Annotated in this window: 13 protein-coding genes and 1 riboswitch; of the genes, 9 read left to right on the plus strand and 4 right to left on the minus strand. The window is 37.1% G+C overall.

All coding sequences use genetic code 11. The features are described from left to right. Positions 1–1,082, plus strand: a 1,082-nt coding sequence (locus tag WKU33_RS00005; protein ID WP_340452603.1) for an SLC13 family permease, incomplete at its 5' end; no start/stop codon positions are given. 323 nt (positions 1,083–1,405) lie between these two features. On the opposite strand, the gene WKU33_RS00010 is transcribed toward WKU33_RS00005, so the two are convergent. After that, the gene (locus WKU33_RS00010) at positions 1,406–2,041 is read right to left on the minus strand and encodes a pentapeptide repeat-containing protein (RefSeq protein WP_340452605.1); all 636 of its coding nucleotides are present in this window, start codon (positions 2,039–2,041) and stop codon (positions 1,406–1,408) included. 798 nt (positions 2,042–2,839) lie between these two features. Continuing rightward, positions 2,840–2,941, plus strand: a riboswitch (purine riboswitch). A 590-nt stretch (positions 2,942–3,531) separates the two neighbouring features. Between WKU33_RS00010 and WKU33_RS00015 the strand changes: the two genes are divergently transcribed. The 3 genes from WKU33_RS00015 to WKU33_RS19025 all read left to right on the plus strand — a co-directional run bounded on the left by WKU33_RS00015 (position 3,532) and on the right by WKU33_RS19025 (position 5,769). Then, entirely contained in the window at positions 3,532–4,107 is a 576-nt protein-coding gene (locus WKU33_RS00015) for a xanthine phosphoribosyltransferase (protein ID WP_156857309.1), read from the plus strand. Between the two features lie 5 nt (positions 4,108–4,112). Continuing rightward, the gene (locus WKU33_RS00020) at positions 4,113–5,420 is read left to right on the plus strand and encodes a nucleobase:cation symporter-2 family protein (RefSeq protein ID WP_340452609.1); all 1,308 of its coding nucleotides are present in this window, start codon (positions 4,113–4,115) and stop codon (positions 5,418–5,420) included. 214 nt (positions 5,421–5,634) lie between these two features. Continuing rightward, positions 5,635–5,769: a PepSY domain-containing protein gene (locus tag WKU33_RS19025; protein ID WP_445321669.1), complete on the plus strand. Its 135-nt coding sequence runs from the start codon at positions 5,635–5,637 to the stop codon at positions 5,767–5,769. A gap of 166 nt (positions 5,770–5,935) precedes the next feature. Here WKU33_RS19025 and WKU33_RS00025 read toward each other — a convergent pair whose 3' ends face one another. The 3 genes from WKU33_RS00025 to WKU33_RS00035 all read right to left on the minus strand — a co-directional run bounded on the left by WKU33_RS00025 (position 5,936) and on the right by WKU33_RS00035 (position 10,547). Continuing rightward, positions 5,936–7,249 carry an APC family permease gene (locus WKU33_RS00025; RefSeq protein WP_340452610.1) on the minus strand — a complete coding sequence of 438 codons (1,314 nt, stop codon included), beginning with the start codon at positions 7,247–7,249 and terminating at the stop codon, positions 5,936–5,938. Between the two features lie 80 nt (positions 7,250–7,329). Continuing rightward, complete coding sequence (locus WKU33_RS00030; RefSeq protein WP_340452612.1) at positions 7,330–8,667, minus strand: APC family permease; 1,338 nt, start codon at positions 8,665–8,667, stop codon at positions 7,330–7,332. 215 nt (positions 8,668–8,882) lie between these two features. Continuing rightward, a complete protein-coding gene (locus WKU33_RS00035) occupies positions 8,883–10,547 on the minus strand; it encodes an amidohydrolase (RefSeq protein ID WP_340452614.1) in 1,665 nt (554 codons plus the stop codon). Positions 10,548–10,867: 320 nt separating this feature from the next. On the opposite strand from WKU33_RS00035, the gene WKU33_RS00040 reads away from it, so the two are divergent. From WKU33_RS00040 to WKU33_RS00060, 5 genes are all read left to right on the plus strand, one after another. Next, positions 10,868–12,259, plus strand: a complete 1,392-nt coding sequence (locus WKU33_RS00040) for a sigma-54 interaction domain-containing protein (RefSeq protein WP_340452616.1) — start codon at positions 10,868–10,870, stop codon at positions 12,257–12,259. A gap of 153 nt (positions 12,260–12,412) precedes the next feature. Next, positions 12,413–13,510, plus strand: a complete 1,098-nt coding sequence (gene aguA / locus WKU33_RS00045; protein WP_340452617.1) for an agmatine deiminase — start codon at positions 12,413–12,415, stop codon at positions 13,508–13,510. Between the two features lie 484 nt (positions 13,511–13,994). Beyond that, on the plus strand, positions 13,995–15,227 hold the full coding sequence (locus WKU33_RS00050) for a M20 family metallo-hydrolase (RefSeq protein ID WP_340452619.1): 1,233 nt from the start codon (positions 13,995–13,997) through the stop codon (positions 15,225–15,227). Between the two features lie 24 nt (positions 15,228–15,251). Beyond that, positions 15,252–16,625, plus strand: coding sequence for an aminotransferase family protein (locus WKU33_RS00055; protein ID WP_340452620.1), 1,374 nt, complete (start codon positions 15,252–15,254; stop codon positions 16,623–16,625). A gap of 152 nt (positions 16,626–16,777) precedes the next feature. Continuing rightward, positions 16,778–18,136, plus strand: coding sequence for an APC family permease (locus tag WKU33_RS00060; protein WP_340452622.1), 1,359 nt, complete (start codon positions 16,778–16,780; stop codon positions 18,134–18,136). Positions 18,137–18,143 lie beyond the last annotated feature (7 nt).

Here is an 18,143-nt window from a genome sequence, read left to right on the forward strand (position 1 = left end):
AAATTTTTATTCTTAAAATTGCCAGAAGATCGAATGAAGATTATCGAATTTTCCCGAGTTCCTACCAGCAGATGGCGGGACCAACAGTTACAATTATGGAAAATGATACGCTTTTACTGAAAGGTTCAAGCACGATGGTCGAAAAGCTATGTGAAGATTATTCATTGGAGCTTCAGAAAAACGGGAATGAGGCAGTTGATTTGCTTTCTAAGGAGCTTGGCTTAGTTGAGGTACTATTGACACCGCATTCCTCGTTTATTAATAAAACGATTAAAAAAATCGACTTTAGAGAAAAGTACAATTTAAATGTAGTAGGCATTAATCGCAAAGGGGATTATGTTCTGCAGAAGATGTCTTCCCAGCGCTTGAAATTTGGAGATGCTTTGCTCGTTCAAGGGGCATGGGATGATATTGAACTCTTAGCAAAGGAAACAAAAGATGTCGTTGTTATCGGTCAGCCGAGGGAGTATGCAGGAAAAGCATCGGCTACTGGCAAAGCTCCAATTGCCGGCTTAATTATGTTGTTCATGGTTCTGTTAATGGTATTTGAAGTCTTTGCACCTGTCATTTCCGTGTTAATCGGTGCCGTGCTTATGGTGCTTACAGGGTGCCTGCGGAATATGGATGATGCTTATAGTGAAATGAATTGGGAGAGTATCATTTTGATTGCAGCAATGATTCCAATGGCTACTGCCTTAGAGAAGACAGGCGGCATGGTTCTCCTATCGGAAGCAATTATTGATTCGCTTGGTAGATTTGGTGCGCTCGGAATACTTGCCGGACTATATTTTTTAACAATGACCTTTGGTTTGTTCATCAGTAATACAGCTACAGCCGTGCTATTTGCACCAATTGCCATGAACGCAGCGTTAGCAATTGATGCAAATCCATATACATTCATGGTTGCGATTGCAGTTGCAGCCAATATGGCATTTTCAACACCGGTTTCCTCACCGACAAATGCCATGGTGATGACGGCAGGAGGCTATAAGTTCTTTGACTTTATCAAAATTGGCGTTCCATTACAGTTGATTTTATTTCTAATTATGATGATTGTCATTCCGTTAATTGTGCCACTATAGGTGAATCCAAGAAGCGCAGTCTAGTTAATTGAGTTTTAGCTGGTAACAAAATGCACATTTTTCAAATCCATATATATCATAAAAACGATGCGCTTCTTCTCTAGCCAAACAGTATCCAAGAACATTGCAGTGCACCTATTTCGTATTGGAGGAAAGCGTGAAGAGTTATATGGACACATAGATATGCCATGAATTCTATAACGAAAAGCTATAGATGAATCAATAAATGCTTGCGGGGATGCCTATAACTAGAGGTCGTACGCATTTACATCCCCGCCTTTACATTTTTTCATTGTTGTATAAGTCCCATTCTAATAAAAGTACTAATCTTTTATTACTAAGCCCATTAGTGATGCCAATTGAATAGCTTGGTATGCGGAGACTTTGCAACCTTTGATAGCTTCGAGTGAAACCGTAAGTGAATCAAACTTTGAAGAACTTATATCTATTCCTTTTAGTGATGTCTGTTCAAAGTTTGCTTCATTGAGATCACATGCATCGAATGCGATTCTTTTAAATTTACATTCATAAAAATCGACATTTTGTAAGGAAGACTCTTGAAATATAACCTTTTGAAGTTTTGCATTTCCAAAGGTGGCGAAGTTCAATATGGAATTTTCAAATTTTACATTACCGATAGATGACTCTGGAAATTCACAGCCAACTAACTTACAGTTTATAAACTCTACTCGGTGAATCGATGATTTGCTAAAATCTACATTGGATAAGTCACATTTTTCAAAGCGAACATCTGTTATGTCGCCATTGCTAAAATCCGTATTCGTAAACGTGCTATTTCTTACGACTGCATTATATAGCCGTAAACGATCCACAGCCTCGTTTGTGAAATTAGAATCCATGATTTCACACATTTCTAGAATCGGGTCTTCTTCGTAAAAGATATCTTGAAAATTTTTTGTGAATAGTGCTGGGGAAATTTTAGGAGAATCAATTTTCATGCCTAACTTCCTTTCAGATATATTTATTTAGCCAACTAGCGAGGAGTATATCATAAATAATAGCGGCTAACTAGGATGTTATGATGAAGATCTCGTATTCGTTGAAAGATGAAAGAGGAAATGCGCAGAAAAGGCTGATGTGTTTTAATAACAAGGGCATCAGGTGGAGTTGGCTCCGCATTTATCCAATTAGTAAAAGCAAGAGGAGAAAAAGTTATTGTGGTTTGTGGGCCGGACAAAGTAGAGAGAGTATAGCGTTATGAAGCTGACGAAGTTATCTTGAGAGGGGATAGCTATGTTGAAAAGATTGGGAAAGTGAAAGTGGACGCCGTTTAAAGTCATTTTAAAATTCATTAATAAATGAGCTCATCATTAAAATAAATACAAGAATCCATATTAAAATCAATGCCTAAAGCACCATCCATGTTGCAACTTCTCTATCATTATCATTGTTCTTGAATGGAATTTGTTTTAAGATTTTATTCTGAAATCAAAAAGTCGTAAAAATCCCCCGGATGATTTCGTTGTATATTTCCAATTTGAGAAGGGAAACGCCGAGTATTTGTAGTTACGATGTAATCGCATTTTTCCTGGATGGCTGTAATCTAAACGTGAAAGTCATCTTGATCAAACCGATGAAGTGGCTCACTCATTTCTTGACTACCGGCAAATAAGTCAACAAATGTAATCTGGATAGAAATGCCAGCAAAACTAATCATACCTAAGTCTAAATTGTTTGAAAGGTTTTACATAAGGAAAAATCCTTGTAATATGTCGATTTCATGCTATACTTGTAACATTTAAAGCGAATATTATTTTCATATAATCGCGGGGATATGGCCTGCAAGTTTCTACCGGTTTACCGTAAATAAACTGACTATGAAAAGTAGCACAAAAAGGTAATTTTGCCGTTCAGGTTAAAATTTATCTTTTTATTTCGAGTCTATCCGCTCAGAAATTCTTGCTTCTTCATAGTTAGAAGTAAGAATTTCTGGGTTTTTTTATTTACTGAGACTATAAAATAAAGATACTGAGGTATCTAGTGTGCCGAGAAATAGCTACGTCCGCTCTGCGCCCAGCAACTATCAAACTTCACATTCCTGCAATCGATAAGGAAGACTTGCCGAGCGGTCTTTGTGAGGCCTAGTCGCCCTTATACCCTTGTGGTGAAAGTCAACATCGGCTCAAAACTAAAGGAGGGCCGTTTAAATTCGGGCAAGCCCAACTCACGTCTACCCCTAAAGGAGCATGTTTCCTTTATCTCATTCAGGTAAAGGGGAAGTTCGATTAAGTTCGCTCACGTATGGGGCAACATCGAACTACCTCCCGTCCTAGGAGGCACAGTTTGTACGTTGCTGCGACTACTGGATGTGCTAGTGCAAAATACTCTTCAGTGGGACGAGTAATCGCAGTCACAGGTGTTGCGTAACGAATCGCGTTTTTAGCCTGTAAGGGCGTTTACGCCTTAGTATATTGGAAAGGAGATCGTTATGGAACGATTAAAGCAAAAGATTATAAACGAAGGTAAGGTATTGTCTGATTCTGTATTGAAGGTGGATTCGTTTTTAAACCATCAAATCGATCCGGTATTAATGCAGGAGGTTGGGGAGGAGTTTGCTTCCCGCTTTCAAGATGAAAGAATTACAAAGGTATTAACACTGGAGTCATCAGGAATTGCTCCATCGGTCATGACTGCATTACGGTTAGGTGTTCCAACGATATTTGCCCGGAAACGTAAATCGCTCACCTTAATCGATCACTTATATAGTGCAGAAGTCTATTCTTACACGAAACAAGAATCGAACACTATTTCTATATCGAAGGATTACATCACACATGATGATGTTGTCTTAGTTATTGATGACTTTCTCGCTAATGGACAAGCTGCACTTGGTTTAATCGATATGGTAAAACAATCCGGGGCGACATTAGCAGGAGTTGGAATTGTCATTGAAAAAGGTTTTCAAAATGGCAGAAAGCTTATTGAGCAAGAAGGATTCCGAGTGGAATCATTAGCTATTGTTTCTTCGCTTGAAAATGGGAAAGTAACCTTTAAGGAGGATTAACCTAGATGAAAACAGCGGCTTTAGGAATGCAACATGTACTTGCAATGTATGCAGGCGCGATATTGGTCCCACTTATAATCGGCGGTGCACTGGGTCTAACAACGGAACAACTCACGTATCTCGTTGCGATCGATATCTTCATGTGCGGAGTAGCTACCATTTTACAAATTGGAAGCAACCGTTTTTTTGGAATTGGACTTCCAGTCGTTCTTGGCTGTACCTTTACAGCGGTTGGACCAATTATTGCGATTGGCGGAGAATTCGGTATCTCAGCGATATATGGTTCGATTATTGCATCAGGAATTTTTATCATTTTGATAAGCACGATATTTGGGAAGTTAGTTCGCTTTTTCCCTCCGATTGTGACGGGAAGTGTCGTTACGATTATCGGATTAACCCTCATCCCTGTTGCAATTAATAATTTAGCTGGAGGACAAGGGGCTAGTGACTTTGGTTCATCAATGAATCTATTATTAGGATTTGGTACCTTAACGTTCATCATTTTCATGTATCGCTTTTCGAAAGGATTTATCCGGTCAATATCCATTATCATCGGACTTATTGCCGGTACTCTAGTAGCTGCTGTTTTAGGGAAAGTTAATTTTAGTGCCGTCGGGGAGGCTTCTTATTTTCATATGCCGCAAGTCTTTTACTTTGGTATGCCAACATTTGAAATCTCCGCAGTTCTCACGATGTGTCTCGTTGCCATGGTTTCCTTAGTGGAATCAACGGGTGTTTATTTTGCGCTTAGTGATATTACAGATAGAACGTTATCGGAAAAGGATTTAGCTAAAGGTTACCGTGCGGAAGGGATTGCGGTATTATTAGGAGGAATTTTTAATGCTTTTCAATATACAGCATTCTCTCAGAACGTTGGTCTCGTTCAATTAACGGGTGTAAAAAAACGGAAAGTTATCTTCGTAGCTGGGATTATCTTGCTTATATTTGGATTAGTTCCTAAAATTGCTGCCATAACAACAATTATTCCAACCGCTGTATTAGGTGGTGCCATGCTTGCAATGTTCGGCATGGTTGTATCCCAAGGAATTAAGATGCTAGGAAGGGTGATCAGTGAGTCCCCTGAGAATTCGATGATTATTGCCTGCTCGGTAGGGATGGGACTAGGGGTAACCGTTGTACCGGACCTATTCTCTGTTTTACCAACCGGCATCCAAATTTTAACTAATAATGGAATTGTTGCAGGGAGCGTAACAGCGATTGTATTAAATATTATTTTTAACATACGCCCATTTACATCTAAACGCTCTTCCCCCGAAGCCGCTCAACAAATGGCAGAACAAAAGGCGCTTTAGTCTCTCTTCTAGGCTTCTGACCATTTTCAGTCAGGTTAGGTACATACAGTTCACCTCCGAATAGGATGTAGTGTAAACGACCAGGATTGCGAGGAGAATGTATGTGAATAATCACTAATTGGCAAGGTACCGAATACAATAACGGATATAGTCGGTATAGACAAATATCGATAGAAGAAGCAATGAACATTGCAGTAGTTGAGTTCCTGGACAAATCGTCAAAGTAGAATTAGAGAAAGAACAAGGTGTTTGGGCAAATGAAGTCGAGATTATAACTGCACAAGGCTTTAAATATGAAGTAGAAGTTGATATGAATTCAGGAAATATTGTAAAGGTCGAAGTGGATTAAGAGCTAAGGCATATTGGGTGGGGAAATTGTAGAAGGAATGATGGATAAAAAGGGAATAGTAGATGTATTTTAAATGGAAGAAGACCATTTATCGGATGGTCTTCTTTTTGTTTTTTAAACAATTGCTTTCATGTGTTGGATAAACAACGGATCATTAAGACTATTATTATACCACTTCTCTATTAATACTTTCTTTACCCTCAAACATCGTTGGCGGTGGTGACTTAAATAGCCGTGTCTGGATCAGAAGATATAAAAAGCCAATTGCAAACCAAATTCCTCCCAAGATTAAAGCGTTAATCTCCATATTAACTAGTAAACTAAAAATTAGGATTGCCCCTACTAACGGAATTACTAGATATCGAAAAGTTCCCTGTAATGTACGTTTCTTTCCTTTAACAAAGTAATGGACTATCACCGAAATATTCACAAAACAAAACGCAAAGAAAGCACCGAAAGTAATAAAAGATGTTGCCAAGGCTAAGTCAAAAATTAATGCAAACATGGCTACAAGCCCAACTATCAGAATATTATATACAGGTGTATGAAACTTTGGTGATAAGTAACCGAATATTCTCTTGGGGAGAATATTTTCTCTACCCATAGCGTACAAAATTCGAGATGCTGACGAACCCGATGCCACTGCTGAGGCAAAACCCGCAGTAAGTGCTACTGCAACAAAAGTAGACTGTAAAAATAAGCCTCCTATAATATTTGCAATTTCTAAATAAGCCGAATCAGGGTTTACAAAAGTTTGTATATTTGGATGAACCATCTCTAATAAGTAAGATGAAACTACATATAATAACCCACCAATTAAAGGAATAGCATAAATTGCTTTAGGTAACGTTTGTTTAGGATTTTTAGTTTCCTCAGACAAAGCGGTAATAGCGTCAAATCCTAGAAAAGTAAAACATAATATTGGAATCACAGTGATTAGCGTTGATAAATCCACATTTTGATTTATAAAAGGGTTAATAGATAATAGTTTCCCACTCCCCCCTCCATTTAATAAATATTTTACTGAAAAAATAAAGAAAAGAACAAAAACTAGTAATTGCAAAAGAAAAACGTAAGTGTTAAAATTTGCTGCGAACTTTACACCACGAATGTTAACAATTGATATTATTAATACAAATAAGACAATCCATATAAAGATTGGTATGGAAGGGAAAAACGCTGATAAGGCAATGCCTAGAAGTAGTGCACTGATCATAGGGCTTAACATATAATCTAGTAATATAACCCAGCCAACAAGAAATCCTAAATATGGATTAATCGCTTTCTGAACAAAAGTATAAGCTGCACCTGCCGAGGGAAATGCTTTGACTAGCTGTGCATAGCTATAAGCTGTAAATAACATTACAAATAAAGCTATTATATATCCTGTTGCAATCATCCCATTACTTTCTACTGCAACAATCCCGTATGTTGCAAATAAAGTATGCGGAGCCATGAAAGCTAAACCAAAAAATATCACATGTCTTAAGTTTAGCACCCTTTTGAGATTAACAGATTTGTCCCCCAATTTTTAAAACCCCCATTTAATTTAAGTGTTCTTTAGGCTTCCAATTCATCAAATTCAATTTGCGGTGGTTCTTTTTTAAATAGATTTGTAGAGATAGCTAAATAGATTACCCCAATCAATGTCCATATACCGCCAATAATAAGAGAAAATACATCTAAATTAGCCCATAGGTATACTACAAATAAAAGCCCAATACTAGGGAAAATTAAGTAACTTATTACATTACGGAAGGTGCGTTTGACTTTAGGATTAAAGAAACTTTTAATAACACATATATTCACAAATGAAAATGCAGTAAATGCTCCAACATTAACTAACGAAGTAGCCGCTTCTAAATCTAAAAGTAATGCCGATAAAGCCATCACTCCAACTAACACGATATTAAATATCGGTGAATTAAACTTTGGATGTAGATATCCAAAAAAGCGTTTCGGAATAACTCCATCTCGTCCCATAGCATATAATAAGCGGGAAGCACTTACCTGAGCCGCTAACCCTGATGCGAAAACAGAAAATAGGGCACCGCCAAGGAAAAAGGAAAGAAAGAGATTTCCGCCTATCATTACAGCAATTTCAGGTGAAGCGCCCTCTATATCGTTAAATATCGAAACATCGGGGAAAAGGGATTGCATAAAATATGTGATGGAAAAGAAGAAAATTCCACCAATCGATGCTACGAGTAAGATTGCTCGTGGTATATTCTTCTTTGGATTAATAGTATCTTCAGATAATGTTGTAATGGCATCAAATCCAATAAAAGATAAGGCTAATAGAGCAGCTGCACTAAATAGTCCTGAGAATTCATCGCCAGCAGGAATTAATTCATTTATTCTTATGAATTGTTCTGAACCCGCATTAATAGAACGAACTGTTAGATAGATGAAGATAACCCCTACTAAAACCTGGAAAATAACCATTAGTATATTTACAGAGGCAGCAATTTTTACTCCGAATATATTTAATATAGTGATAAGCAATATTAACCCAATAACCCACATCCAACCTGGAACTTCAGGAAAACCAGCTGAAAGATAAATTCTGGCTAGTAATGCATTAATCATTGGTAACGCTAAATATGCTATGAACGAAACCCATCCGACTATTACACCTAAATAAGGGTTTAAAATATTTTTGGTATATGTGTAAACAGAGCCCGCATTCGGGTATTTTTTTACTAGCTTTCCATAACTTAAAGCTGTAAATAGGATTGAAATGAAAACAACTATATACGCAGTTGGTACAAATCCTGAAGATACGTCTGAAGCGATACCGAAAGTATCAAAGACTGCAAAAGGAGACATATACGCTAACCCAATTGCTACCACATGAACTAATCCTAACTGTCGTTGTATCTGATCTTTTTCACTCACAAAACTCAATCCTTCCAAAATGTGATTTACACAGAACAGAACTTCTCAATAGATATAATCACTATCATTTATAATTACGTCAGCCTTTGTATCCGCTTACAATGGGGCGTTGGAAAATAACCCATCCTAACAGTCTAGAGGATTGTTAGGTTGGAATGGATGAATCAAGATTCATCCATTCACTCTAAAAAATTTCACCAATGTGGATATCAGTTTCATTTACTACTATGTTGCGAACCAACTAAATCATTTCCTTCATGTTCAGTAATTCTCTCTTTTTGAAAAACTACTTTGCCATCCATAATAGTTGTATCGATTTGTGCGTCTGCAATTTGTTGGGAAGGTAATTCAAATAGATTTCGGTCCAATACAACTAGATCAGCTAATTTCCCTGATTCTAATGTCCCTAATTCATGTTCTCTAAAAGTTCCGTATGCTGGTTTATAAGTGTATGCTTTTAATGCTTCAGACAATGTTACCGATTCTTGAGGGTTCCATGCATTTTTTCCACCACTATCAATTCTATTGAGAGCACTATGAATTTGCAGCAATGGATTTAATGGAACAACTGGGAAATCTGTACTGAATGCTAGTTTTGCGCCTGCTTTCTGCAAAGTATTCCATGCGAATGTATAATTAGTACGTTTATCGCCTATTCGTGATGTGTATAACTCACGTTCCGTATTCGCAATATGACTGGGCTGCATGGAAGCTATGACACCCAGCTTATAAAACCGATCGATATCATCAGGATGAATGACTTCCACGTGCTCAATTGCATGGCGAGAATCTCTAACGCCGTTTGTTTTTTGTGCCTCTTCATAAGCGTCTAACGCGAGACGAATAGCTGCTTCGCCAATTGCGTGTAGACGGATACTGTATCCTTCTTTGTCGGCAACTCTTACCAGCTTCTTTAGTTCATCTGGGTGGTGAGTCGGTTCTCCGTGATAATCGGGGTCATCTGCATAACCATCAACGAGATATGCGGTAGAGCTGGATATGACGCCATCAATAAATTGTTTCAATCCTGATATCTTCAATTTATCGGAGTCATATTGCTTTTGAATTTCTTTAGCTTTCTCCAAATCTTTATCAAGAGCCGGATATAGATGAATTCGTGTGGTTAATTGCCCATTTTTATCAAAATTACGTAAGAGAGTGAAATCATCAAACGTGTTCATGACGTCACTGCCAAACATATCATTGACAGAGGTTACTCCGTAGCGAGCAGCTTCTTTTAAGAACCTTTCTAATAGTTTTTCCTTTTGCTGGTCGGAAAAATGGAAGGCGTAATCGGTAACATATGATGCTGCCCCTTCAATTAAGATACCTGTCGGCTCACCGAATTCGTCTTTTTCAATTATTCCAAAAGATGGATCTGGAGTGTCCTTATTGATCTGTGCTATTTCCAATGCCTTACTGTTCACCCATACAAAGTGTAAATCATGAGAAAATAAAACAACTGGACGATCGGGAATAGCGTGATCTAGCGCTGAACGGTGAGGCTTCATTTGATCATCCCAACGGCTAGAATCCCACTTAAAGCCGATTATCCATGGATCATCGGGATTTGCATCAGCAAAATCGCGTACCATACTAACTGCTTCTTTTTCAGATTGCGCATTAAATAAGTTGATACTTTGTAATGTCAGGCCGCCAAGCATGAGGTGTATATGAAAATCATGAAAACCAGGCATAATCAACTGATCACGATAGCGGTATACTTTGGTTTTTGGCCCGATCAATGGTTGAATTTCTTCATCATCACCAATTGCTGCAATTCGGTTTCCAATAATGGCGATTGTTGCTGGGTGTGGTTTATCAGATAATCCTGTAAAAACGGTATTACTTGAAAGAACAATATCTGCTTTTTTTTGCATATTTTTGAGCTCCCTTTCATTTAAGTTGACTTTAGAATTTTAGAAGATGGCGCTTTCAAATTCAGGTCATTTTTACGTTTAACAACCTAGGTTATTATACTGGTCTAATTGGCTTTAAACCTAGCATTGCATTATTTCCCTCTTTTGTGATTATATCCTGCAAAACCCATGCCAACTCTCAATATTTAAAAAATACCGATGAATCGGTCCTTTCATAAAAATATAAATAGTTTATAATACATTTATAATACATTTATGAACCAAATTCGAATCGACTTGAGTCGGTTTCGAATCAAATCTTAATTGGGAGGGAAATTATAATGGGTGGAACATTTGTAGAAGATAAACATTTTCAACGTATTTTTAATTACTTTCAAGATGGAATATTCATAGCAAATAATCGTGGCATTGCTATTTGGGCGAACGATATGAGTACGAAGCAGTTAGGAGTACCACGATCTGAAATCATAGGAAAGCATGTTGCAGATTTAGAAAGTAATGGACTCTTCACACCTTCCGTTACTAGAATTGTGTTAGAGAAAAGGGAGGTAGTTACCAAAGTTCAAACGTCTAATAATCATCAATATTTTGCAACTGGATGTTTGGTGAAAATCCCCAAAGAAGATACAGAATACATATTAGTTCAAGTAAAGGATGTTACGGAAACAGTTAGAGCTTCACTTCAGTTAGAAAAGGCCGAGCTTCTTGTTCAAAAGTATTGGAATGAATTGCAAGAATTAAAACAAGAGCAGAGGAAAGAGAGTGGCAAACGATTAATTATAGGTAAGAGTAAAAACCACCAAGATATGCTGGATTTAATAAAACAAGTTGCCCCTGTAGACACTACTATCCTGTTAAATGGAGAAACCGGTGTGGGTAAAAGTATTATTGCGGAAGAAATCCATCATTTGAGCAACAGATCGGATCAACCATTTATTCAAATAAATTGTGGAGCTATTCCGGAAACATTATTGGAATCAGAGCTATTCGGATATAAAAAAGGTGCATTTACAGGGGCAGATAATAAAGGAAAAATAGGTTTGGCAGAAAAAGCAAATGGCGGGACTCTTTTTCTCGATGAGATTGCAGAGCTCCCCCTGTCCCTTCAACCGAAAATACTGCAACTGGTGCAAAATAAGTCATTTATACCTATAGGTGGCACGAATACGAGAGAAGTAGATATACGAATAATTGCAGCTACGAATCAAAATCTTTCCCAAATGGTGGAAGAGAAAAAATTTAGAGAAGATCTTTATTATCGTTTAAATGTCATATCTATTGAAATGCCAGCATTAAGAGAAAGGAGAGACGATATACCACCATTGATATACCACTTTTTTGACCTATATAAAAACAAACATCATAAAGAATCCTTTCTAACTAAAAACGTAGTAGACTATCTGCAAAATTATAATTGGCCTGGAAATATACGTGAATTGGAGAATATTATAGAGTTTTTAGTTGTTACTGCTAAGTCAGATACAATTGAAATAGATGCACTTCCGGAAAGGATTATAACTAATAACAACTCACCTAATTGGTCCTCATACGATATGTCAGGTTCGCAATCACTCACCGATTATTTAGATAGTATAGAAAAGAGGATTATAGAAAAGGCAAAAAAAGAGCATGAATCAACAAGAAAAGCTGCAAAATCACTAGGGATCTCACAATCCTCCTATATAAGGAGATTAAAAAAATATAATATCTGAGCCTGCTTCGATTTTGATTCATGCTTAGCTAAAACTTGTTATTTTAGGAAGATTATATTGCTTGGAAGCGCTTATTTTACAAAAAACTCATAGAAATTGTATAAAAAGAATTGGCATGATATTTGCATGTGTTTAATAAGGGAGGAATGAGATATGGTATCAACTGTAAACAGTACACCGAAAAAAGATGGATTTAGAATGCCTGGAGAATACGAGAAACATAAAGGGACGTGGATGTTATGGCCGACTCGAACAGACACTTGGAGATCCGGCGCCAAACCTGCACAAAGGGCATTTGTTGAAGTAGCAAAGGCAATCTCTCAATTTGAACCTGTCTCGGTAGGTGTTGGAGCGGAGCAATTTGAAAATGCACGTGCATTGTTGCCCAATAATATACGAATGGTTGAAATTTCATCCAATGATGCTTGGATGCGTGATATTGGTCCAACATTTGTAAAGAACGATAAGGGAGAGGTTCGAGGAGTCGATTGGAAGTTTAATGCATGGGGAGGACTAGATGAGGGGTTATATTTTCCTTGGCATCATGATTCTCTTGTTAAGAAAAAAGTGTTAGAAATAGAACAAATCGATCGATATGACGCCTCTGATATCGTATTAGAAGGTGGAGCAATTGCTGTAGATGGTGAAGGAACCGTAATAACAACTGAAGAATGTATTTTAAATAAAAACAGAAATCCACTCATTTCAAAGGAAGAAATGGAAGAAAAACTACGTGAATACTTAAATATTGATAAAGTAATATGGTTAAAGAATGGTTTAGTTGGGGATGAGACAAACGGGCATGTTGATGAAGTTTTATTTTATGTTCGTCCTGGCGAAGTCGCTATCAGTTGGACAGATGATCCGAATCACCCGCAGTATCACGTATTACAAGCTGCTTATGAACAGTTGAAAAGTGAAAAGGATGCTAAGGGTAGAAGTTTAAAAATTTATAAAATCCAACTTCCCGAACAAATTCGCTTAACTAAAGAGGAAAGCCAAGAAATTGATTATGATCCAGCAAGTTACATCCGTTCCACAGAGAACACATTTATTGCAACATATATTAACTGTTACCTGTGCAATGGGGCCGTTATTTTACCCCAATTTGATGACCCGCAAGATGAAGTAGCTATAGAAACATTTAAAGAAATGTTTCCTGACCGTGAAATAGTACCAGTCTATACTCGGGAAATATCAGTTGGCGGCGGGAACATTCACTGTATCACGCAACAGCAACCTTCTAGTTAACTCTCTTGGGAGAAGAACATTTCAGTTAAAGTGTTTCTTTCTTTTCTCTTTATTTATAACGATAAGCGACGATTATGGAAGTCGTGTTTGTTACGGAAATGAACTTATGAAATTCTTTCTCATTTTTAATCTGGTACCTTAAATAAATAGAATCTGGTGCTTTTTATCATACTAAAATGTTGCTACAGTAATCAATATATTCAAGCAACAATAAATGACAGGGAGAACTATATTACGACCTAAATTAGCAAACTGATACAGTCTTACAAAATAAAAGACTATCAAATCTTTATGAAAGTGGTTGCAGCAGAAGAAGTATCTTATATCGTTTGAAACCGGTTCAAGGCGAACTCATTATTCCTTCAGAACGATTCGTTAAATATGTAAGCGATTTCCGCAAAGCGAGGGATTGTACTTGTATTTGATGAATTTCAAGAATGCTGCAGATGGAGAAAACATCTTAACGGATAAAGGGGGGAAACGGATGATTAAGCTAAGAAATATCGACAATAAGCGACTAATGGATACATTTGAGATTAGTTCTTCAATTGGTCGGACCGAGAATAATGGTTTAAATCGTCTCGCGCTTTCACCTGAAGATCAGCAAATGAGAGATATATTTGTGAAATGGTTAAAAGAAGAAAACTTAGAGGTTAGAGTCGACGATTTCGGTAATATTTATGGGAAGAGGGAAGGGAAGATAAAGGATGCCCCATCAGTTGCTATCGGCTCCCATTTAGATACACAACCCTGTGGTGGAAGGTTTGATGGAATTTTTGGAGTACTCGCATCTTTAGAGGTAATTAGAAGGTTAAATGACTATGGAATTGAAACGGATTATCCAATTGAAATTATAAACTTTACGAATGAAGAAGGAGCTCGCTTTGAACCACCAATGCTTGGTTCAGGAGGGGTATCTAATACATTTTCTAAAGAGTTTATTTATTCTTCTAAGGATGAAAACGGAATTAGTTTTAAGCAAGCTCTCCAATCAATTGGTTATATGGGGGAGGAAAAAAATCGCATCAAAAATATTAAAAACTTCGTTGAACTCCATATTGAACAAGGTCCCATCTTAGATAAAGAGGATAAATCTATTGGTATTATAGGTGGAATAATCGGGATGAGCTGGGTCCACGTAAAGGTGATAGGCGAAACAAATCATGCCGGACCAACACCAATGAGTGCCCGAAGAGATGCGCTAGTTCCAGCTTCAGAAATGATCCTTCGTATAAATGAAATTACGAAACAATATAAAGGACTTAAAACAACCGTGGGTAAAATTTCCAATAAACCAAATGCCGTTAATGTTATTCCCGGTGAAGTGGACCTCACTTTCGATATCCGTCATAAAGACGATGTTGAAAGAAAACGTGCGATTGAACAATTGACAAAGAACTTTAATGAGATTGCTAATGAATATAATGTAGAGATTGAGATAACTACGGAGTGGAATTCAGATGCCGTCCACTTTTCAACCGAGGTAATCGATTCTATTACAGAAGCAACTGAGCGGTTAAATTATTCTTCAATGAGCTTTTATAGTGGTCCTGGCCACGATGCTAAATATATGAATAGTCTTTGTAATTCAGGAATGATTTTTGTAAAAAGTATTGGAGGTATCAGCCATAATGAAAATGAGTTAACAGCTGATGAAGATTTAATCAAAGGGGCGAATGTCCTTCTGCACGTCGTACAAAAACTAGCAAACAAATAAATTATTTAAATAGGAGTGTTATTTATGAATAAAACTGAATCATTATTAGCTACCTTATCTGAGATTGATCGTAAACATATTTTACATCCATCAACTAATCCAAAGGAGCATTATGAAAAGGGTCCAAAGATTGTTTTTTCTGAAGGAAATAGAATCTATCTTAAAGACCTTAATGGAAGGGAATATATTGACGGGGTATCGATGTTATGGAATGTTAACTTGGGTCATGGAGTTGAAGAGATTTCTAAGGCGGCTTATGACCAAATGAATAAAGCTGCTTATACAACCACATTTTATGGGTATACAAATGAAGCTACAACTCGTTTAGCTGAAAAGGTTGTTTCATTAACTCCAGGCGATTTAAATACGATTTTCTTTACATCCGGCGGATCAGAATCAAATGATACAGCTTTTAAATTTTCAAGATTTTACTGGACTTTAAAAGGTAAACAAACAAAACGAAAAATAATTTCCTTAAGAAGAGGATATCATGGAGTTACGATTGCGACTTCCCTTGCTACAGGAATTGACACGTACCGTGAATTTACAGGTAAGATTGATGGAGAAATACTCACGGCTGCACCACATTTGACAGAATGTGAATTAGGGGATAAATCGCACCCAGATTATGAAAATAGTATCCGAGGTATTATAGAAAAAGAAGGAGCAGATAATATCGCGGCAGTTATTATGGAACCGGTCCAAGGCGCTGGAGGAGTACATGTTCCACCTGAAGGCTATTTACAAGCTGTAAGAAAGCTATGTGATGAATTTGATATTCACTTTATTGCCGACGAGGTTATAACTGGTTTTGGTCGCACTGGCGAAATGTTTGGTGTAAATCAGTGGGGAGTTGTACCGGATATTATGTCTGTTGCTAAGGGGATAACGAGTGGATATGCACAACTCGGTGGAGTTATTCTGACAGAAGAAATTAGAGATACGATCACACAACATGACGAAATGTTGGCCCATGGATTTACGTATAGTGGACATCCAATGGCATGCGCTGTCGGCCTAAAGAACATCGAAATTTTAGAGAGAGACGGTCTTATTGAAAATGCTCGTATTCGTGGTGATGAATTACTTGATGGTATTAAGAGATTAGAAGAAAAATATCACTTTTTAACGAATCCTCGTGGGAAGGGATTGCTTGTTGGTTTTGACCTGATGAAAGATCCGGAGTCCAACACTCCATTTGACTTTGAAACGAAAGCTGCAGCCACAGTAGTTGAAGAGTGCTTTAATAGAGACTTACTTATTCGACCATTTGATTTTGAGCCAGGAATGAACGTGGCAGCTGTTTCGCCACCGCTTATTGTTGAAAAGGAAGAAATTAATGAGATCCTCAACCGAATAGACGATGCTTTAGCTGCTTTTGGTAAAACATTAAAATAAGAAGCTGTATAAATTTTAGACTCTGAATTTAAAACGGTGTAAATAAAATCATTATAGTGTTGCAAAGTATTTACACCGTTCTTTTTTTAGGGAACAGGAAACTATAAAATATAAATGCTGTGGAGTACTCGGTAAAAAAGAGGTGACAGTTTGTGAAAGCGGATTCAGAGTTTAAGAAGGTACTTACCTTGTTTCCCGTCGTACTATTTGGGCTTGCTTACATGGTACCATTAACCGTATTTTCTACATACGGTATCGTTGCTCAAATAACAAAAGGATTATTACCAGCAGCATATGTTGTTACATTGTTAGCAATGTTATTTACAGCATTTAGTTATGGACGAATGGTGAGGGCATTTCCTTATGCAGGATCTGCATACACGTATACTCAAAAGTCCTTAGGATCTTATGCTGGATTTTTCGCGGGCTGGGTTTTATTGCTTGATTATTTGTTTTTACCAATGATTAATTATTTGTTGATTGGAATTTATTTAAATGCTGAGTTCTCTGCTGTACCAGTATGGGTTTGGATTCTTCTTGCAGTAACACTTGTTACGTTTATTAATATTCGGGGAATAAAACTTGTAGCAAATGTAAATTTTCTACTAATCTTGTTTCAGGTCTTGTTTGTCGTGATGTTTATTATACTTTCGATTAAAGCATTGGTCAGTGATGGAAGTGTCCAATCGTTATTTTCAATTACCCCATTTTTTAGCGAAGATAGTTCATTGTCGTTAGTATTTTCTGGCGCAGCTATTTTATGTTTATCATTTTTGGGATTTGACGCGGTAACTACAGTCTCTGAAGAAACAATTGATGCAAAGAAAACAATACCAAGAGCAATCTTTTTAGTTACGATGATTGGTGGAGGCCTGTTTATATTAGTGGCTTATTTAGGCCAACTTATTTATCCAGATTACAATGCATTTATTGATCCCGATTCAGCAGGATTGGAAATTGCTGCCTTTCTTGGAGGAAATGTATTTAAATCGTTATTCTTAGCTGCTTATATAATAGGATGTATAGCATCTGCAACGAGTTCACATGCAAGCGTATCCCGTTTATTATTTGCAATGGGACGTGACTCAGTCCTTCCAAAGAAGGTATTTGGTTATATTTCTCTTAAATATCATACGCCGGTTTTAAGTACACTAATTGTCGGTATCGCCGCACTTGCAGCATTAATATTTGATTTAGAAACAGTATCCTCTTTTATCAGCTTTGGTGCGTTATCAGCATTCTCATTAGTACATTTATCGGTTATTGCTCATTTTTATATTCGAGGACGAAAGCGTTCTTTGTCTGAAACGATTGTTTATTTGATAACCCCACTAATTGGGCTGACACTGTGTGTATGGCTATGGACAAGTCTAAGCTCAAGTTCATTTATACTTGGTATAAGTTGGATTGTAATCGGAACACTTTACTTAGCATATTTAACGAAAATGTTTAAAGATAAACCACCTGAATTAACCTTTGATGCAGATGAAGATATCAAAGTTTCTTCATAACAACTAG

The organism is Oceanobacillus sp. HCA-5259 (assembly GCF_037892815.1).
Classification (GTDB): domain Bacteria; phylum Bacillota; class Bacilli; order Bacillales; family Amphibacillaceae; genus Oceanobacillus; species Oceanobacillus indicireducens.